Origin of the sequence: Bradyrhizobium arachidis (genome assembly GCF_015291705.1) — a bacterium.
GTDB lineage: Bacteria > Pseudomonadota > Alphaproteobacteria > Rhizobiales > Xanthobacteraceae > Bradyrhizobium > Bradyrhizobium arachidis.
Map to the genome: position 1 here is coordinate 2478003 of NZ_CP030050.1, position 19575 is coordinate 2497577.

The window sequence follows — 19575 nt, forward strand, 5'->3', positions numbered from 1 at the left end:
AGCTGAGCCCTTGGCGTTCTTGCGACCAAGGTCCGGCCTATGCGCTTCTTCGTGGAGCGGCGCAGCCCATCGAATGGAGTGCGCGTTCTTCGCCGCGTTAACTCAAGCGCGATGTAACGGTCCTCGTCCTTCGAGAAAAGTGCTTAGATGACGACGCTTAGATCAGGGCGAGGGGCAGAGCAAAGCCATCCCACTGAGTTCTAGGCGGTCGGGAGTGGTCGCCTGCGCCCGACGCTACCCTATACTTCGTGTGATTTCAGCTTAGTAGTGAAAGATGCCGCAAACCGCCCCTTCGTCCCTCGATGCTTCCCATAAATTGCCGGCAAAGCAGATTTTAGGCGTCGACCTACTTAGATTCTTTGCCTCACTAATTGTGATGTGTTTTCATCTTTGCTTCTTTGTCTGGGCCGGGGGTCCAGGGGCTACAGCACGAACTGCAGCCAAATCCTCGGTGCAGTTTCCTGAACTACGGTTTTTCGAGTTTGGTTCGGTAGGCGTACAGATCTTCTTTGTAATTTCTGGATTTATCATCGCCTATTCAGCACATGGTTCTACGGCTTACGATTTTCTCCGAGGACGCTTTGTGAGGCTTGTCCCGGCTATATGGCTGATCGCTCCGCTGTCGTTCGCTGCGTTGCTTGCCGTGAATGCCGAGCCAGTTTCGGCTCTTATCGTAAAGCTCGTGAAATCTTTGCTGATCTCGCCATTCGGTCCATGGCTCGACTGGGTGTATTGGACGCTGCCCATAGAGATCGCGTTCTACGGCTTGGTCTACTTACTACTCCTTCTCAAGAGATTTAGATGGCTTGAGGGCTCGATCATCTTCGTGGGAGGCGTAAGCACGATATTCTGGCTCGCGCGAAGAAGCTGGTCGTTCCTGACCGGAGAGCCCCTGCTGAACTTACCCCATGAACGAGTGATGGAGTTGATGCTGATTTGTCACGGATGCTTCTTCGCGGTAGGCGTCCTGATATGGCTCTTGATCTTCGATCGATCAACCACGTGGCGATGGATTTCGCTTTCTTTCGTGACTATCGGGTGTGTGGCTCAGAATGGTGCTTTTATCGGAGCATGCATTTGGCTTGCCAGTGTTGCCCTGCTGTATATGTCAGCGAAATTCAACTACGTCTTCCGCGATCAGAAGAAGGCTTTAGCCGTTGCTCGGACCTTGGGCCTAACAACATACCCTCTATATCTGTTGCACAACGCAGTAGGTGGAGCCTTGATGGGATATCTTGTTCGCATGGGTCTTGATCCTTACCCAGCGCTCGGACTTACTCTTGTTGCGATGGTGCTGGCTGCCGCTTGCATCGCTATTGCCGCAGAGCCGATCGCGCAGAGGGTGTTCAGATCAATCTTTGACCTTTTCGGTGGCCTTGTGTTTGCCCGCGTCTGGGGGCGCAAAGGCTTCTCCCAAACCTAGCGACGAATTACGGGCTCCTTCGATAAGGTGCGAAGCCCCATCGTTGTGAAGATCAAGCCGAGGCGCCTCTCCACGGAGCCGCGCAGCCACCGAACCCGGCGAGCTAGCCGTTGCCGCGCTAGCTCCACCCGAATGAGGCCTCGCAAATAGAATGGAACAGCCTCGACTGGGCAGCGCCGCTCCAGCGCTACCCGTGCGCAATAATATTCGGGCATGAAGCGATAGTCGCCGGCGAAATGGCAAATTGCGGGCGTAACGCGACCCTCCGCCCTCACAAAGTTGCATTCTCCTTGCACAGGATCAATCGACAGCTTGCCGCGAAGACCCACAGGTGTTCGCATTAGGCAACCTTGATCCTCATATCCGGAGATGTCGTAGCGCGCCATGGCGAGCGCATAGGCAGGTTCGTCGCCAGGTCCGGTTGCGTCGAATGCCTTCAGTCCAAATTCGGCAGGCTCGCTTTGGATGCGGCGGGCAGCTTCGAACACGCCGTTACTGACAGCAGACCTTCGGAAGAAGTAGACGCCGCCGTTGAACTTCGGCAAGACACGCAGATCCATGCGCTTCATCAGGCCTGGCAAATCCAGGAAATATTCATCGCCATCGCCTGGCCGAAGATGTCTTTGAACAACCGGAGTGAAGTCGAACCTGCGAACCTCATCCAGCTCACGTTCGAAGGATCGAGCCGCGATGCAATCGGCATCGATGAACAATGTCTCTTCAAACGGCGTATACTGGTCAATGTACATCTTCTGGCGAACGCCCCGCCCGAGGGACCGTCGCGCGGGAACGATGTGGTCGTAGATGCTGGCCAGCCTTCCAGTTTCGTCATCCGTGACGACGGCTATCGGATATCCCGGCATGTTGGCCTTGAGCGACAGACCGAGGTAGTAGGCCTGGTTGATGTAATCCCGGGCACCGATCGCCAAGGTCAGAAATCCGATGACCGGCCTGATGCCGGCGCTTGACGGGTCTGCTGACGGGGAATTCATGGGGTTTCCGTTGAGGTTCGGCGACGAAGAGATTGGCTAAATGTTGCTGAAACCAACGCCTATCTTGGCTGAGCTGCTGTTGCAGAGGAAGATGGCATTTCGGCAAATGTCTGAAGCCGTCTCGGTGCCGGTTGGAGAACGCCAAACCGTAGCGCGAAATCCGCGCCGAATATCGCCCAAACGTACCAGTTGTATGACAGATAATAGGGAAGATTATCTGAGTAGCTGATAAGGAGATTGACGACCCCGAAGCCGATGACGATGTAGGCCAAACGGGGGGCACGGCGTCTGTAGATGAAAACCGCACCAATTATGCCGAGATAGAGCATCAAGTAGGCGAGCAGTCCAAGGATCCCAAGTTCGTAGATCGTCTGGACATAAGCACTGTGAGCCTCAGTTGCGTGCTCTGAGAGCGGGAAAAAGTGAAGAGCATTTTTGCCGAGGGTGCCAAGCCCCTTGCCGAGGACCCGGGCGTCTGCGGAATCCTCCAACGCTCGTCCCCAGAGAAGCTGACGCCAACCGTAGGAATTAGCGACCACATAGCCGCTTTGGACGTCTTCGAAAGTGATCGTAGGCTCCGCCCCGATGCCTTCGAAGCGCTGGGAAACTACTGGGAGCATCAAGACAAGCGGAGCGCAAGGCAGCGCGACAAGCAGCTTGCGGTCAACGCCGATAGCGTAGATGACGATGAAGGCGGCCATTCCGAGCCACGCCGACCGAGTTTGAGTTATAAGTAGAAAGGCAAGCAGGACGGGAATGTACGAGAACAGAAATGCTCGCCAGATTGCCGTGACGTGGCGATGCGCTACCAGGTTATAGTACAAAATGGCGCAAATGACGGCGATCACATAGAACGCAAAGACGTTCGGGTGCGAGAATGTCGATTGTAGCCGGTCACCTGTCATTCCTCCGAGGCCTCCCGTCGCAATTTGGTAGAAGGCGACGACGGTCGGAACAATCGACGAATAGATGATGCAAAGGAGTAGGTTGGCCACGTCCTCGATTGTTCTCAGAAGGATGAATGCCGACAAAAAGATTGCGGGGAACGTCAGCGTGCTCATCAGCAACCTCGCGCTGTCCCCGACCTCGGTGGTGTAGGTTAGCGAGCCAGCCGCGATGATGAGGTAAGGTGCCCAGACCAGTATAGGTAGTTTAGACCGCGAACGCGACCAGTAAAGCAGCGCGACCGTTGCTATCAAAAGAGCTGCGAGGTTGAAAATCGCTCCGAGCGAAAAACCCCCCTCATCGCCGCCGCTCGTTCTACCGAAAAGTCCTATGACGATTTCGGCGCTGGTGCGCGTGGCTAGGAGCCAAAAGAGCGCTGCTCTTGCGAGGGTCATTATTCGTTGCCGATCCGAGGTAAGAAGAGGCCGAAATTCTCGCCAATTTATCCGATTGGTAATGCCCGTGCCAGAGCCAGAAGACTGGTGGTCGTGCCCCTCTGCATTAATGTTAGCGCGCAAATGCTTGTCATTTCAGCTTGTCAGCGCGTGGACACAATGTCGGCATTTGTGATGGTTCCGAAACTATTCACGGAAATGACAACTTTTGTCCAGACTTGCGCATTTCTTCCCGGGATCTTAGGCAGGACCGTGCTGACGTCGATGGTCCGAGAGCTATCGCGGTTCTCGCTGCTTTTTCTTCCTCGTAGGGGTTCCGTTCCCTATCTCTCGGGAGGCTTCGTCGGGGTCGACGTTTTGTCGTCATTTCGGGCTACTCTTTCGGCCGCTTCTGCAGACTTGGTCGCTGTCCGTCGAAAAGCAGTTTTACATCCTCATGCCGCTGTCGATGGTAGCGAGCAGGTACTTCTTCGAGCGGACTTGGCGTTATCGGTTCTGGCCGGTCCTTTTGCTCTCGCTACTGTCCCGCGTCCACTGCTCCGCCCATTATCGCGAATGAGGAGAAGGAGCGAATGTTTGTGAATTCGCCTTCGATCTTGAATGGTCCGAAATGAGCCAAGTCGTTGTTGCGAAATTTGTCGACGTCTCGTAGTCGCTCCACAGATCCGACTTTTCAACAGCTTCCCGGAGCGGTACTTTTGCTCTGCGCGTCTGATCCTCATCGAGTGCGCACGCCAAGATGAGAGCCGCAGACCGCTCGTCCGTAAAGAGCGTCCTCGCCCCTGTCCACTGTCGAGGTTTTGTCCGACCGATCTGGTATAATTTTCGCGCGATGGTGTTTCCAGAAGAGCTCGAGCATGCGGCGAGCGTCCTTGACCTCCTGTATGACAAAGAACCCGGCTTCGATCTGACGGAGAAGATGCTTCGCTTTTAGGTGTTCTTCTCCTAGGACTTCGCGCAGTAGATAGATATCCAAATCGGATTGCTTGCCGGTCGGCGTCTTGCGTCCTTTTGCATTTTGCGGCGGATCGCAAGCCAAACACACGCGGCAGCTGCCGTCTAGGCTTCGTCTGCTCAGGTGGCTGCAACTCTTCTGAGTCCCCGCCCGCGTCCGCTCCCTCAGGGAGTCTCTTTCGCTCCTCTGAAGAGGGCGCTGTTCGCGTCCCTTGATCGCGCGTATCCATCTTGTAACCGCAATTCCCGCGCAGATTGTGTCATTAATTGCCGGAAGGACACCCAATGTTTGGGGACGCTTTCGATAGATCGCAGAGCGCTGCCGAGGTCACGATCATCGGAGCGGGTCCTGTAGGTCTCGCAATCGCGCTCGAGCTCGATCGGCTGGGAATTTCCAGTCAGGTCCTCGAAGCCGGAGGTCTGAGGCGACGCCGATCAGTGGACAGTCTGTTCACCGCGCAACTCCAGACGCCGGCAACCCACGGCCCGCTCGAGGCCGTATCGGCAAAAATGTACGGCGGAACATCCAATCTTTGGGCCGGAGCCTGCGTGGCCTACGATCCGATCGACTTCAAGGAGCGGAAATTTGTAAGCGACGGAGCATGGCCGGTCACATACGAGGATGTATCGCCGTTCTTCGAACCGGCCAGTCGCTTTCTTGACGCAGGCCCTGCGGAGTTCATTGCAGCCAATGTAGCTCACGGGTCTGACGATGAGTTTTCGTGTACGAATCTTGCGCGCTTCGCGGGCGAGAGGCGTAGCCAGGTCCGGCACGGTGGGGCCGCGGTTCGATCCGCCCACATCAGAGTATGCCTGAACACAGTCGTGACCGAGGTTTTCCTCTCAGGCGACGGTGTCGTCACTGAACTTGCCGTGGCATCGTCGGATGGATCGAAACTATCGCGATTACCCGTTCGAATGCTCGTCGTTGCGGCGGGAGGGATCGAGACGACAAGGTTAGCTTTGAATATGCAGCGCGATCGGCCCGAGCTGTTCGGCGGCGAAGCTGGCCCCCTCGGGCGATACTACATGAGCCATCTGATGGGCTCGATAGCGGACGTCAGATTTCTCAAGCCGCAATACGTTGACCTGTTCGACTTCCAGAAAGACGCGAACGGAACCTATACAAGACGCCGATTCCAGCCGAGCGAAGCAGCACAAGAAAAATGGGGGCTGTCGAACACGGTGCTATGGCCGGAAGGCGCCATTGCAGATGCGAGGCATCAACGAGCGCTGCTCTCGCTGGTGTTCTTGTTGTCTGGCGCGAACGGTCTCGGGCGAGCCATCTTGCCGGAAGTCGTTCGGCGCCGATACAGCGAAAATATACTCGGAAGCACTGCTGCGGCACATCTGAGAAACCTCACGCCGGCAGCTTCAAGAGCGTCCGGGCTGACGCAAATGCGCTTTTGAGCCGGTGGCACGCAGAACCTCGGCCTCCAGGCTTCCTCATACGCAATCAAAACTCACAGTACAGGCTCGCCTATCATGCCGAGCATCTGCCCAACCAGGCGAGCCGGGTGACTTTGACGGGCGAGGTCGATCGGTTGGGCATGAACCGGATTGCGATCGACTTGCGCTTTACAGAAGCGGACGCAGCATCCCTCGAGAGATTACACCAGCGAATGTCGGAGTGGTTGAAGCGGGGAAGTCTCGCTCGGCTGGTGCTGCGGTGTAACCCATCCGATCAGCAAAAGACCGCTTTGCGACAGGCCAAGGATGGCACGCATCAACTCGGCATGACCCGTATGGCTTCATCGGCAAACGACGGGGTCGCGGACCGGAACCTTCGCGCTTTTGGCATCGCCAACCTGTACCTGTGCAGCACGTCCGTGTTGCCAACGTCCAGTCAAGCCAATCCAACGCTGATCGTCGTGGCGCTCGCTCTGAGATTGTCGCATCACATAGCCCGCTTGTTCAAGTGGGGAGGAGTCTCACCAACCGAGGTGCGCACTCCTTAAGGCATGCTCGTGCGCTTCCTCAAGGCGGGCGGTCACCAAGCCTGGTCCCGTTCCCAGCGCTCCCTTTCTTCAGCGGCGAGCCTGCGATATTCCCAACGACCATCTGGACGTCTTCGCCTCAAGACCGGCAGCTCGCACGTCCCCTCGGTGCCGTCGGTGAACCTGATTTTTCGCCAGAATTGCAGGGGACGGTATTCCTGCCAGCCATCGTCACGCCAATTCACTTGCCCAATTTCCCGGTGGTGAATGCGGGTAAAGCGAACGGTTAAAGATGGTTCCAATTTTAGACTGTGGATCGGCTGACGCATGGCAACCGGGCTGAGTGCTATTACCAGCGCGATCTCGCGCCGACTCATGTCCTCACCATTGGTCGCGGCCTATATCTTCCGCGGCCTGCGGCTCCTGACGGTATTCCCACCTTCCGCCCATACCTCGGCGGCGCCAGGTCTTGCCAGGATACAGCTCGCTCGATGTCCAACCGCCATCAAGTGTCCGGCGTGGAATGATCGGCGGTTTACATTCATGCCAATTGAATTCGGCGTCCGGATACTTCCGGTCCCGCCACCTAAAAAATCGCATAAAGAGCCCTCAGTCAGCAAGGGCGTACCAGCGGCTGCATTGCACAATCAACCCGCAATTTTACGGTTCGTCCGCTCTTCCAGATCGACCTTATTTCCCGGCGGGCGATAATGCCACCGTTGCTAGCTGTATGCGGGATTAGCAACCTCAGTCTGATCACGGGGGTGGGAAGGCGTCGAAGTCCTGCACGATCGTGAAACTGACAGATCCGTCCGGATTTCGGGTTATCGAAACACTGAACGCGGCGGGTGTAAAATACATCTCGCCGGCGCCAGGGCCGAAATGACTGACGAGCATTCCGACCGCGACATCGAGTTTGGTCCAGCCCTTCGGTCCCGAATACGGGAAGCCGTGAGTCCCGGGTTCATCGAGGGTTTGCGATGGAAAAATTGTATAACCCCGTTTCATCGGCGCTTTTCGGCGTTCCTCGATCATTGTGCGGAACACCGGGTTGAGCGGATTTCCCCAATCAGGATCATTCCTCGTGGGTGCGGGGGCGCCTTAGCTATTAATCGAATGCGGCACAACGTGTAGCGCTGGCTCCGATCCAATGTTCTTCATGTGGACATTGAGCTTCAGCATCTCGTCATCGCCGAAGGGCTCTATCGTAGGCTTGTCGACCGCAACGATGATCCATGGTCGCTGTGTCGGGTCGAATTGCTGGCGAGCAAGTGCAGTCTGATCCTGCATTTGTCTGAGCTGCTTCTGTGCTGCGCACATCTGCCCGAAAGCAAAAGCCGCGGCGACGATGGCAGCAACGAAGGCAAGCACTGGCACGACCGCTACCAACCAGTTCCTGAAGCACTCCGCCGCGCTTTCGTTCGGAGCGCACCAAGCGGGGTTACGCATTGCGAAGGTGATGAGTGCAAGGCCGAGGGCTACGACGAAAAGGCCGCCGAGCGCGACGAGAATTGCGGAAACAAGGCTATTCACGTCGATCTCCCTTAGAACCAGAGATTGCACAGCGACAACTTCAAGCTGATCGACTTCTCCAAGAAGATCGTGATTCCGACGAAGCGCGAGGCTTCCGCCGGCGCGATCGAGCCTGCCGGCGCCGCGGATCGCGAGCGATATCATGGAGCCTCTGCAGAGCCAGCTCGATGGCAAGTTCTACGGCTAGAAGTCAGTGCTCCGCGCGACGTATCGCCAGGCTGGCGTGGTCGAGGTCGGCAACGATCCCGCGCGTAACTGGCCCTTCGAGCGGCCGAAGACGCCGCGGAAAGAGATCAAGAGCGTCGTTGATCGCGCCCGCGCGCGCTTCGAACGTGGCGAGCGGTTCAGCCGCACGCCGAAGGGAATTAGCCTGCACAAAATGCCCAGCGGGGCAGCAATGCTGTTTGACCACTTGGTGGAGCTCTAACGGACAATACAATAGATTCCGCAACGAAGATCCGGCCCAAAATATAAAGCCAGCTACTCATCGCTGCCAGAGCGGCCGCGCCGAAGGCAACCTCGATGATGAGCTCCTGGATTCCGTTTATATGAGAGGCATCCGTCGTTTTATCGCCGGCTCGCTCGACCACACCCATGCGCACGGAATGCATCCGGGAAAAACCGGCAACAGACGCGATAGCCCTCGCGTTCCGCGCCTTTCATGCGGTCTTTTCAAGGCCGAACAGAGCTGGCGTCGGCCGAGCCTCTTCCCATAGTTCGCGGCGCGCTGCGTACGAGCCGCAAGCGAAGGGTAACTAGGCTACACGGAATCCCAGCGGGGGCTACCCGACGCATGGCTGGAAGGCCTCACTCTCAGACAGGACATGCCCATGACGACGGATGTTTTCGCCTGAAACAACAAATAAGGCTATAATCGGAGGGAGCCCACTTTGTCTCCCCCTTCGGTCTCCTGTGTGAGAAGACCCTTTGCTCCCTCAAGACGAGCGCGGGACTGCATTATATCGACTACGGCCACTTCCCGGAGAAGGGTAGCCTCGCGGCGGTCAAGTCCATCTTTCTGCTGATATCGGGTGTCGAGGCAAGGACTTCGGAGGCGCATTGACGCCTGCCTCGAGGGGAGGATAACCGCCTTTCGGCCTCCAATCCGATGTGCTAGTGAGCACCGTCTTCATCGCAAATGGGCAGCGCCGGACCGCTTCGTTTGCGACAATCTCCATCTCGACCGGGCCAAAAACGGAACGGCGGCGTTGAAATATCGTCGCTTCGTCGGCTCTAACTTGGGCCGTCTATCCGTGACGATAGGCTCTCTCGCTAGAACAAGCCCTGCATGTCGTTAACCAGCTTGATCCGCAGTTACTGGGGCCGTCCACTGGTGCGTAGCATCGCCGTGGTGTTGACGGGTACGGCCGCGGCCCAGGTGATTACTGTCGCTGCTTCGCCGATCCTCAGCCGGTTGTTCGACCCGGCGGCCTTCGGCGCGCTCGGGACGTTCATGGCGATCGTCGTGCTCGTCAACGCGGTTGCGACGCTGACTTATTCCGCCGCCATCGTGCTGCCGGCCCACGACGACGATGCTCTAGCGCTGGTCTGGGTGAGCTTGCTGTCGTCGTTTGCCGTTGCTACCGCGTTGTTGCTGGGCATCGGCCTTTACCTGGGTTGGCTCGATCGCGTGGAGACCACGCAATTTCTCCTGTTTGTGCTGCCGCTCCAGGTGGTCTTTGAAGCGCTGCTACAAGCGGCCCAGCAATGGATGCTCCGAAAGAAGCGATACGCCACATCGGCCAGGGTCATCATCGCCCAGGCGATCGTCGTGAGTCTTTCAAAGGTGCTGGTCGGCGTATTCTGGCCTACGGCTTTCGCGTTGATCCTGGTGTCGATGCTCGCGAGCCCATTCAGCTCGGTCGTGTTCCTGCTCTGGCTGAATGTCGGTGGTGAGCGCTGGCCGGCGTGGGTCTCCGTGCAGCGGACGCGGCTCATGGCGCGCAGATATGTCGACTTCCCGCTGTTCAGGGCGCCGCAGACGTTGGTCAGCGCGGTATCACAAAGCAGTCCGCTTCTGCTGCTGGCGGTCTTCCACGGCCACGTCGCCGCAGGCTTTTTTTCCTTGTGCAATTCCGCATTGGGAGCTCCCGCGTGGCTGCTGGCAAAGACGATCAACGACATCTTCTTTCCGCGGTTGGCGGAACTCGCAAATCATGGCCAGGAAACGCGTCCACTGCTCCTCAAGGCGACCGGTGCGCTGTGCGCGATCACGGCGTTGCCCTTCGGGATTCTGATCCTCTTCGGCCCGCAGATCTTCGGCCTGGTCTTCGGCGCCAAGTGGACCGAGGCGGGTAGTTATAGCCAGTTCCTGTCCTTCGTGTTTCTGACCGCGATCATCACGAGACCCGCCTTTGCGGCAGCATCGGTCTATCGCGTCCAGCCCGCCTACCTGGTCTATGAGATCCTGAGCATCATCGTGAGGCTTGGCGCCCTCTCGATCAACGTCTTCGTCAAGACCGACCCGATCGTGCCGGTTGCGCTGTTCAGCTTGGCCGGCTCGTTGGCCAACATCGGTTTCCTCGGCTATATCCTCGGCGTGGCGACGAAGTTCGATCGCAAGCTCAAGCTGGAAAAACAGTCGACCCAGACCTAAGCGCCGCGACGGCTTAGAGCCTGCCCGTCGCCGTCAGGCTCTGAAGCATGATCCGGACAAGTGCGCAGCGGTTTTCCGAAAAGGGTCATGCCCAACAATAAAGCGCGATGACGATTCATCCTTATCTCGTCGCGCTTTAGGCCGAGACCTTGGCCCGTTTCATCGACATGAGCGGCGCGATCCTGGAGCGAAGCGCCAGAGCGGGAGCCTCGATCGTGTGCCACGATGCGGCGCTGATCCCAATCGTGAGCGGCGTAGCGATCGCAATGATGCCTAGCGGCGAAATGCCGTTGAAGAAGTAGGCTACGAGTTGCTCGATCGGGAAAGCGTAAATGTAGATTCCGTAGGAATAGTCGCCGAGGTTATTGAAGGAATAGAGCACCTTGAGCGACCGAAAGCCTATGTAGAACGTGCAGAAGGCGACCGAGAACAGCATCATCTCACGGTAGAATGGCGTATTGGCCGACAACACCGTGCACACGAGGAGCACTGCGCAGATCGCGAAGTTGAGCGGCAGCCGATCGCGGTAAGCATAGAACAGCATTCCGATGACGAAAGGCGGGGTTAGATCCAACAGGTGCGTCAGGAAATTGATGGCGCCTTTGCTGACCCAGTCGGGAAAGAGACCTGCCATCAGCATCAGCTTTGCTACGACGTACAGGACCAGGTAGGTGGCAAAGAAAGCGGCACGCGCGGTCTTGTTCTGGAGAATGCCGAGCACGGCCAGAATCGAGACCATCACATAGCAGAGGACTTCATAAAAGAGTGTCCAGAGCGAGCCATTTACCAGTTGTGGGAACGGGTTGCCGTCAAATACGCCGGGTAGCTCATATTGCACCCAGGCAAGTGACAGACCTGATGGAATGTAGGAGTACGTTTGACCGCTTAAAAAGTAGGCTCCGACACTCAGCGAAGAAATGCTCACACCAAGCAGCGCCGTCAAGGATAACGCCACGAATAAGCCTGGATAGATTCTCAGAAAGCGCGCCGCCCAAAAATCGAACAGGCTCGCACTCCTAAGCGCGCTTTGCGTAATGAAGTAGCCCGACACGATGAAGAACACGAGCACAGCGAGTGTTCCCAACCCACCGTGCATACCGAGTTCCGGCTCGAAAGGCTGTACCGTCCGCGAACCCCCGGCGATTGGATATGCATGTGAAGCAAGCACCGCCAGTGCGGCCGCGGCGCGAATGAAATTGAAATTGTTATTTCGGTGCATCGAGGAAAGCTCGCGTCTTCCGCAAGGCGGCGGCGCCTATGCGGATTCCTGTGATGCATCGTCAAATTTAGCGAGAACCTGGAGCGTTTTTAGGGCAGCGACGTTTTTAGGGCGGTGACTACGCGTAGCGATGCCGCTGCAATCCTATTTCGAAGAGCGCGAGTATGACATTCGTGCTAATGCGCCAGTTAGCGGTAGTTCTACGCTACGATGAAAAATCCAGGCGATTGCAATGCTCGCTGCCACCCCAAGTGCGTAAACCATGAAAGCACCGAGGCCGTTCATCGGGATTACCTTGGTTGCCACCGCCCAAACGGCGCCGAGGACAATCGTATGAGTCAGATACAAGCTGTAAGATGCAGCTCCGAGGTCGACAAGTGGACGAATCGGATAAGAACGAAGGGACGGCTCCAGAGCAACGACCGAGGCAAGCAGCAGAAAGCCGGGAACGCCCCACCACAAGACGCGGTAGGATTCGGCTGCTTCGACAAAATTACTTGAAAAAAGGGCCAAACCGGAAACGCACGCAAGCGCAGCGGCTGCCGCTTTGGAGAGGAATAAACCCCGCACTGTCGCTAGGCCTACAAGCAGGCCAAACACAAATTCGATTAAGAGGGGGTTTAGAAGAAACGGCAGCGGTCCCCAGCTTCGTCCGATCGTGAGACCGACGGCAACCATCGTGCCGAACAGGAGGGAGCACCAGTAGGCCGGACGTGAAGTCAAAGAGAGAGCGAGCGCGAACACGAGATAAAAGAACATTTCGAATGAGAGTGTCCAACCCACCTGCAAAATCGGCCACTGATAGGTGACTGGAACAAAGAAGAGGGAGGTGCCGAGATGTAACCAGCTAAGCTCCGTGTTCATGATGAGGCTGGGTATCAGCAGCATCAGGGCGCACTTCAGGAGTGTAATGATCCAATAGGTCGGAACAACCCGGATGATTCGTCGAACAAGAAAGGCATTTGCAATGTTCGGTTGGCCCCACGAATTGGCTGTAACTACCGCCATAACGAAGCCGCTAATTGCAAAAAAAATGTCTACACCAGCAGCGCCAGCTTCAGAGGGTATATGGAAAGGGCTATGACGCCCCAGAAGTAGCGAACTGTGAATCAGAACAACCATGAGGGCGGCGACTCCTCGGAGTATCTGTACGCCCAAGAACATCTGACTGCTCTGCCGCGCGTCAGTTGATCGACCGACGTCAACTGCAACGTCGCTATCGAGTTTGCCCAAGCTGTTGTCGATCTTATTCAAGTTCGGATTTTACTATGGCTGTGCTTGCGTCAAGGAGTCGAGGAGAGAGGTTTGATGCGATCTTGGCGCGAAGCGAGAGGGCGGGTCCTTCAATTGTGTGCCATGAGGCCGCGCTAACCGCCACTGTTATCGGCGTGGCAATCATCATTATTCCCACTGGTGATACGTCTCTGAAAAAATGGGCAACGAGTTGTTCAATTGGAAACGCGTAGATGTAGATGCCGTAAGAATAGTCCCCCAAACGATTGAAGGGATGTAGTACTTGCAGCGATCGAAAGCCGAGATAGAAAACGCAGAACGCCGTCGTAAGAAGCAACATCTCCCGAAAAATGATAGTGTCGGACGCCATCGTCGTAAAGAGCGCGAACAATGCGCAAATCGCAATGTTGAGTGGCAACCGATCGCGATAAAGATAGAAGAGCATTCCGATGACAAATGGTGGCGTCAGATCCAAGAGATGGACCAGGAAATTGACGGCGCTGCGACTGGTCCAGGTCGGAATCATCCCCACGCTCAGCGCTACTTTGGCACCTAGATAGAGGAGGAAGAAGATTGCAAAAAAAGCAACGCGTCCCGTTTTGTGCTGCAGAAGGCCGGTCGTAGCTAGCGCCGAGACCATTACGTAACAAAGAACCTCGTAGAAGAGCGTCCACAAAGACCCATTCACTGCTTGCGGAAAAGGGGTGCTCTCGAATACGCCCGGGAGAGAGTATTGAATAGAAACAAGTGTTAGTCCGAAGGGGACATAAGTGTAGGTTTGGCGGCTGGAAAAGTAATCACCGATGCTTAAAGTTGAAGCGCCTACACCAAGCAAGGCAGTCAAAAACAGTGAGACGAACAGGCCGGGGTAAATTCTAAGGAATCGGGCCGTCCAAAAATCAAATGTGCCTTTGGCCCGCAACGCGCTTTGCGTGATGAAATATCCTGAGACAATAAAGAAAACTATGACGGCGAAAGTGCCCAATCCTCCCCGTAATTCAAGTGGCCCTTCTAACGGCTTCGGCGCGTGCGGTCCCCACGCTATGGGGTAAGCATGTGCCACGAGTACAGCGAGCGCCGCAACCGTCCGGATGAGATTGAAATTATTGTCTCTATGCATTCGGTGAAGCTTTATCGGGCTGCAAACGTATGAAGTACCTGGCACATTTTCGGGGCGACGGCCCTGAAGGTCGCCGAATTCTCGACGCTTGTTCTTGCCGCGCTTCCGAGCCTCAGGCGAAGGTCCTCATCGTTCCATAGTTTTGCAATCGCGCTGCGCAGGCCTTCGATGTCGCCAGGCTCGACCAGGAGCCCGGTCTCGCCGTCCTCGATATAGTCCACCGTCCCCGGTGCGCGCGTCACGACTACCGGCCGTCCGAACATCATGGTCTCGAGGAAGCTGACCTGACCGGAGGCGGCCTCGACTTCCTTGAGTGGGATCACGATGAGATCGGCGGCGCGGCTCAGCTTATGGCATTCCTCGAGCGGCAGGCCGCTCCTGTGTTCGATGAAAGGGGGCAGTTGCACGTCTTCCATCGCCTTGGGGCCGGAGACGATGATGGTACGGTATCCGAGCGGGGTGAGGGCCTTCACCAGGCCGTCGTAGTCGCGGTTGGCCGTTCCCAGCGCCAACACGAAGCGATCCGCGTTGGCGGTGACCGGCGGCAATGCCTTCATTTCCACCGAGAGAGGAACGTAAATGAATTTGTCCCGCGGCAGCCGCAGCCATTTTGAATAGATATCGATCTCGGCCGTCGAATGAACGACGAAGATGTCGATGGCGCGCGAAGCAAAACGGGCGAGCACGCCCTTGGCTCCGTCGTAGGTCGATCCGAGATTGAAGCACCATGCGACGATCGGCACCTTCGAAAAGGTGAGGCGCTTGATCAGCGCGAGGCAGATCGGCAGCTGGGGAAAGCTCGTGAGATAGCCGAATTGCTCGTCGGGTTTCGAAGGCGTCTTGAACCACGCTCGAACGGCATGACGTGCATAGTCGATCCACTCGCGCAAGCCGGACAGGCGGCGAGATCGATCATGATCATAGTCGGACGGGATCACCTCGAAGGTCAGACTTGGATCGGAGATGTAGGAAGGTATCCAGCCCGTCGTGGTCGAGGGGCTGAAGGGCGTCAATACCTTCCAGTGCATCGCTGGCCTAAGCGGGAGCTGATTGGGGGCTGAAGCATCGCTCAAGAAAGATAGTCCTCTTTCGGCATTGCGCAGACGCGCAACAGATATTGTCCATAGGCGCTCTTGGCGATCGGCTCAGCCAGGCGCTGCAGTTGATCGGGCGAGATCCAGCCGGAGCGATAGGCAATCTCCTCGGGACAGCAGATCTTGTAGCCCTGGCGTTTTTCGAGCACGCGGACGAACTCGGCCGCCTCGAGCATGTTGTCCGGCGTGCCGGTATCGAGCCAGGCAAAGCCGCGCCCCATTCTCTCGACGCGGAGCTGTTTCCGTTCGAGGTAGGCGCGGTTCACGTCGGTGATCTCGAGCTCGCCTCGCTTCGAGGGCTTCAGATTCGCGGCGATATCGACGACTTCCCGGTCGTAGAAATAGAGTCCGGTCACCGCCCAATTCGATCGTGGTTCGCGCGGCTTCTCCTCGATCGATACGGCCACGTTGCGCTGGTCGAATTCCACCACGCCGTAGGCCTGAGGATCGCTGACGTGATAGGCGAAAATCGTCGCTCCATCGACCTGGCGGTTGGCCCGGCGCAGCACCGGAACCAGATCGTGGCCGTAGAAGAGATTGTCTCCCAGGACGAGTGCAGACGATTGGCCGGCGACGAAGTCGGCGCCGATGATGTAGGCCTGCGCAAGTCCGTCCGGGCTCGGCTGTTCGGCATAGCTGAACGACATTCCCCATTTCTCGCCGTCGCCCAGCAGCTGCCGGAATCTCGGCAGGTCGCTCGGCGTAGAGATGATCAGGACGTCGCGAATTCCGGCCAGCATCAGGACCGATAGCGGGTAGTAGATCAACGGTTTGTCGTAGATCGGCAAGAGCTGCTTCGACGCCGAGATCGTCATCGGATGCAGGCGCGTGCCGCTGCCACCCGCAAGAACGATGCCTTTGGTAATCGCAGTCATCTCATGATCCTTTCGTGACTCGTCGATCGCGAGATCTCAATTCTTCTGTCCTGGTGCCGCAGCGAGGGCCGCCGCCAGCTTGGTCACGTCGCCCCAGACTGCCGGTGAATCGTACGGACGCATCGGAAACTTGCCCCATTGCAGCTCGATATCGAGGTTGTTGTCGGAAACGAATCTCGTGACCCGTGTTCGCAGGGACGTCGGTGTGCCCGAGCAGCAGTTGATCACTCCCGTGACCTCCGTCTGCGACGATACTTTGGCGATCTGTCCTGCGAGCTCCTCTACGTCGATGAAATCGCAAAGCAGCTCACCGCTGTTGAGCGGGAACGTCTTCTGGCCTTCTTCGGCTGCCTTGAGGAGCTTGGCGAAGATCGAATTGTTCCGGCGATCGTCGCCGGTGATGTAGTAGCACCGGAGCCACTGGCTCACGGCGCCATGCTGGGTGCAGAGCCAGTCCTGGAGTTGGCGGAGATAGTTCTTGGCGATGCCATAGGGGTGGCGCGGCGACGCCGGCGTCGCCTCGGTGACCGCCCCGACGTGAAAGCCGATCTCGTGCACCGTGCCGGCGGTGACAAGATGCTTCAGGCCGCCGCGAAGCATTGTTTCCATGAACCGGTAATGCTTGTCGACGTTCGCGAAGTGCGCGGGGTTGGCGTGATCAAAGCCGAATTCCCAGGCGAGATGAATGCAGACATCCGGGCTGCCGAGTCGGCGGTACAGATCGGGATCGCTATCGAAGATGTCAGCCGCGAGGTGTCCGGAAGTGCCACCGCCAGATGGATGCCGCCCTATCGAGACGACCTCATGACCCGCCTTTCGCAAGGCCGGCACGACGTGCGATCCAACATATCCACCACCGCCGGTGACTGCGACCTTCATACCGTATCTGTCCCTCTTAAACTCAGGCCGCTAGTCAATCGAAATAAGTCGGCAGCGCCTTCAGCTGTGGCCAGCGGGTATCTTTCTCTGCGAGCAGAGATTTGTCCCGCGGCACCTGCCAATCGATCGCGAGATCCGGATCATCCCAGGCAAGGCCACGCTCGTCCTTCGGAGACCAGTAAGCGGTTACTTTGTAGAGAACCACCGTGTCGGGTTCCAGCGTGCAATAGCCGTGTGCAAAGCCGGCCGGAACCAGAAGCTGTTTGCCGTTTTCGGCCGAAAGCACTTCCGAGACCCACTTTCCATAAGTGGGCGACGAGCGCCGCAAGTCGACTGCGACGTCAACCACGCTCCCGTGCAATACGCGCAGCAATTTGTCTTGTGCTGTGGGGGGCGTCTGGAAATGGAGACCACGGATGGTGCCTGTCTCCTTCGAGAAGGCCTGATTGTCCTGAACGAAATTCAGGGTGATGCCGTGCTCGAAAAATCGCTGCTGGTTGTACGTCTCGCTGAAGAGCCCGCGGACATCGCCGAATGATTTTGGCGTAATGACCTTGACGGCCTCGATGGCGGTAGGAACGACGTTGAGCATGGTAAATCCTGGACGCTGAAGAACCTAGACTGCGAGGCCAAGTCGCTCGCCTCGATAGGTGCCTGTCCTCACGCGTTCCCACCATGTCTTGTTGTCGAGATACCATTGCACGGTTTGGCGCAATCCGCTCTCAAAACTGTGCCTTGGTTTCCAGCCCAGCTCTCGCGCTATCTTCGCAGCGTCGATCGCATAGCGTGCATCGTGGCCCGGGCGGTCCGCCACAAAGGTGATCAGCCGTTCGCGTGGGCCGATCGACGGATTGGGGGCGAGCTCATCGACCAATGCGCAGATCGCCCTGACAACATCGATATTTGTGGCCTCATTGTGACCGCCGATATTGTAGCACTGTCCCGTGACGCCTTTGTGAGCAACAAGCAGGAGTGCTTCCGCGTGGTCATCCACATGAAGCCAGTCGCGGATGTTTTCACCCTTGCCGTAGACCGGGAGCGGCTTGCCCTCCAGTGCATTGATGATCGTCAGCGGAATCAGCTTTTCGGGAAAGTGGTAGGGGCCGTAATTGTTGGAGCAGTTGGTGATCACGACTGGCAGGCCGTAGGTATGGTGCCAGGCGCGAACTAGGTGATCGGATGCGGCCTTGGACGCGGAATAGGGGGAGTTGGGCTGATAGGCCGTCTCTTCGCTGAAGTAGCCGGTGGCTCCCAGCGATCCAAAAACCTCGTCGGTCGAGATGTGATGGAAGCGAAAGCCGTCCTTGCGTTGCGACGGCAGCTTCCGCCAGTACTCCAGGGCCGCCTGAAGCAGTGCAAAGGTGCCGACGACATTGGTTTGAATGAACTCACCGGGCCCGTCGATCGAGCGGTCGACGTGACTTTCAGCCGCAAGATGCATGACAACGTCCGGTGCGAACGCCGTCACAATTCGTCGCATGGCCGCAGCATCGGCGATGTCAGCTTGCTCGAAGCGGTACCGCGGATTCGCGGAAACCGGCCGAAGCGAATCCAGATTGCCCGCGTAGGTGAGCTTGTCGACGACGAGGACGTCACTCGACGTGGTCTCGATGAGGCGACGCACGACGGCCGAGCCGATGAAGCCTGCTCCGCCGGTTACGAGAAACCTCTTCGGATCGCATTGCGAAGCCAACGTCGAGTCCTTAGCCACGAACAGTTCCATTCTTGGTTTCAGCAGATAGTCAGCGAATGACTAAAAGTCCTTGTGGGCCTCTCTGTGGCGAGTGCCCAAGAATTCTTCATCGTGCTCAAAAATCGGACTGAAATTCCAAGATGAAGATAGATTAGCGAATTATGCGTGAAGTCTATTGTCCTCGTAAAATCCGAGCAAGTCATTTTTCCCCGCATAGCTAATATGACAAAATTCTGTAGCCCTCGTGATTTCGAGCTTCGATGTCTGTCGCGTGGGACTTTGCATCGCTGGCTCCCCGCGCAAAGTCAATCTGCACGGCCTCAGTCGGCTTTAGAGAAAGGCTCCGGTCGAGAAGACGAACGAGCCATACATCTCGCGATCCATTCCGAGTTTACTATCGTTGTCGACCGCTGGGCGTTCGCTAGAAGGTTGATGCAAGCGAGATCTAGTGCACCGTTCCATTCCGCTATTTTCAGCGTGCCTCGGTGTCGCTATCTTCCTACAATGCGATGGACATTGCGATGATCTGATTAGTCCCTCGACGGCGAGCGACGGACAATCCCTTCTATTGAGTCTGCTGAAATGGATGATTGGCAGATGTGTAAATTCTGCAGTGTCGCGAGATATTCCAGAGCCTTTTCACTCGGCTAGGTGCGGATCTTCGTTGGCCTGTGGGAGCAGGCGCTC

At 57.0% G+C, this 19575-nt stretch carries 18 protein-coding genes; 5 read left to right on the plus strand and 13 right to left on the minus strand.

Annotated elements, in window-relative coordinates; translation table 11 throughout:
* Positions 1-274 precede the first annotated feature (274 nt).
* Positions 275-1423 carry an acyltransferase family protein gene (locus WN72_RS11395; RefSeq protein WP_092217565.1) on the plus strand — a complete coding sequence of 383 codons (1149 nt, stop codon included), beginning with the start codon at positions 275-277 and terminating at the stop codon, positions 1421-1423.
* Here WN72_RS11395 and WN72_RS11400 read toward each other — a convergent pair.
* Both WN72_RS11400 and WN72_RS11405 read right to left on the minus strand, forming a co-directional pair.
* Positions 1420-2415, minus strand: a complete 996-nt coding sequence (locus WN72_RS11400; protein WP_143130682.1) for a hypothetical protein — start codon at positions 2413-2415, stop codon at positions 1420-1422. The two genes, WN72_RS11395 and WN72_RS11400, sit on opposite strands and share 4 nt — an antisense overlap.
* Positions 2416-2474: 59 nt before the next feature.
* The gene (locus WN72_RS11405; RefSeq protein WP_092217567.1) at positions 2475-3755 is read right to left on the minus strand and encodes an O-antigen ligase family protein; all 1281 of its coding nucleotides are present in this window, start codon (positions 3753-3755) and stop codon (positions 2475-2477) included.
* A gap of 1239 nt (positions 3756-4994) precedes the next feature.
* Here WN72_RS11405 and WN72_RS11410 point away from each other — a divergent pair.
* Positions 4995-6119 (plus strand): FAD-dependent monooxygenase, encoded by a 1125-nt coding sequence (locus tag WN72_RS11410; RefSeq protein WP_210339299.1) that lies wholly within the window; start codon positions 4995-4997, stop codon positions 6117-6119.
* 107 nt (positions 6120-6226) lie between these two features.
* Entirely contained in the window at positions 6227-6667 is a 441-nt protein-coding gene (locus WN72_RS11415) for a GMC family oxidoreductase (protein WP_167380975.1), read from the plus strand.
* 32 nt (positions 6668-6699) lie between these two features.
* Here the strand turns inward: WN72_RS11415 and WN72_RS11420 are convergent, their stop codons facing one another.
* From WN72_RS11420 to WN72_RS11430, 3 genes are all read right to left on the minus strand, one after another.
* Complete coding sequence (locus WN72_RS11420) at positions 6700-7023, minus strand: hypothetical protein (protein WP_143130683.1); 324 nt, start codon at positions 7021-7023, stop codon at positions 6700-6702.
* A gap of 379 nt (positions 7024-7402) precedes the next feature.
* Complete coding sequence (locus WN72_RS11425) at positions 7403-7681, minus strand: hypothetical protein (protein ID WP_092217569.1); 279 nt, start codon at positions 7679-7681, stop codon at positions 7403-7405.
* A gap of 66 nt (positions 7682-7747) precedes the next feature.
* Positions 7748-8323, minus strand: coding sequence for a hypothetical protein (locus WN72_RS11430; protein ID WP_092217570.1), 576 nt, complete (start codon positions 8321-8323; stop codon positions 7748-7750).
* Between the two features lie 49 nt (positions 8324-8372).
* On the opposite strand from WN72_RS11430, the gene WN72_RS11435 reads away from it, so the two are divergent.
* The gene (locus WN72_RS11435) at positions 8373-8606 is read left to right on the plus strand and encodes a hypothetical protein (RefSeq protein WP_092217571.1); all 234 of its coding nucleotides are present in this window, start codon (positions 8373-8375) and stop codon (positions 8604-8606) included.
* Positions 8607-9467: 861 nt separating this feature from the next.
* Positions 9468-10775: an oligosaccharide flippase family protein gene (locus WN72_RS11440; RefSeq protein WP_092217572.1), complete on the plus strand. Its 1308-nt coding sequence runs from the start codon at positions 9468-9470 to the stop codon at positions 10773-10775.
* 136 nt (positions 10776-10911) lie between these two features.
* Here the strand turns inward: WN72_RS11440 and WN72_RS11445 are convergent, their stop codons facing one another.
* The 8 genes from WN72_RS11445 to rfbB form a co-directional block, all read right to left on the minus strand.
* On the minus strand, positions 10912-11994 hold the full coding sequence (locus tag WN72_RS11445; RefSeq protein ID WP_092217573.1) for an acyltransferase family protein: 1083 nt from the start codon (positions 11992-11994) through the stop codon (positions 10912-10914).
* A gap of 144 nt (positions 11995-12138) precedes the next feature.
* The gene (locus tag WN72_RS11450) at positions 12139-13248 is read right to left on the minus strand and encodes an acyltransferase family protein (RefSeq protein ID WP_143130684.1); all 1110 of its coding nucleotides are present in this window, start codon (positions 13246-13248) and stop codon (positions 12139-12141) included.
* Entirely contained in the window at positions 13241-14347 is a 1107-nt protein-coding gene (locus WN72_RS11455) for an acyltransferase family protein (RefSeq protein WP_092217575.1), read from the minus strand. The genes WN72_RS11450 and WN72_RS11455 overlap by 8 nt, the downstream gene beginning before the upstream one ends.
* Before the next feature lie 11 nt (positions 14348-14358).
* Positions 14359-15375, minus strand: a complete 1017-nt coding sequence (locus tag WN72_RS11460; RefSeq protein ID WP_092217576.1) for a glycosyltransferase family 4 protein — start codon at positions 15373-15375, stop codon at positions 14359-14361.
* Between the two features lie 41 nt (positions 15376-15416).
* On the minus strand, positions 15417-16316 hold the full coding sequence (rfbA, locus tag WN72_RS11465) for a glucose-1-phosphate thymidylyltransferase RfbA (RefSeq protein WP_092217577.1): 900 nt from the start codon (positions 16314-16316) through the stop codon (positions 15417-15419).
* Positions 16317-16352: 36 nt separating this feature from the next.
* Complete coding sequence (locus WN72_RS11470; RefSeq protein ID WP_092217578.1) at positions 16353-17195, minus strand: NAD-dependent epimerase/dehydratase family protein; 843 nt, start codon at positions 17193-17195, stop codon at positions 16353-16355.
* A 34-nt stretch (positions 17196-17229) separates the two neighbouring features.
* Positions 17230-17787, minus strand: coding sequence for a dTDP-4-dehydrorhamnose 3,5-epimerase (rfbC, locus tag WN72_RS11475; RefSeq protein ID WP_027562151.1), 558 nt, complete (start codon positions 17785-17787; stop codon positions 17230-17232).
* A 24-nt stretch (positions 17788-17811) separates the two neighbouring features.
* Entirely contained in the window at positions 17812-18918 is a 1107-nt protein-coding gene (gene rfbB, locus WN72_RS11480; RefSeq protein ID WP_092217579.1) for a dTDP-glucose 4,6-dehydratase, read from the minus strand.
* Positions 18919-19575 lie beyond the last annotated feature (657 nt).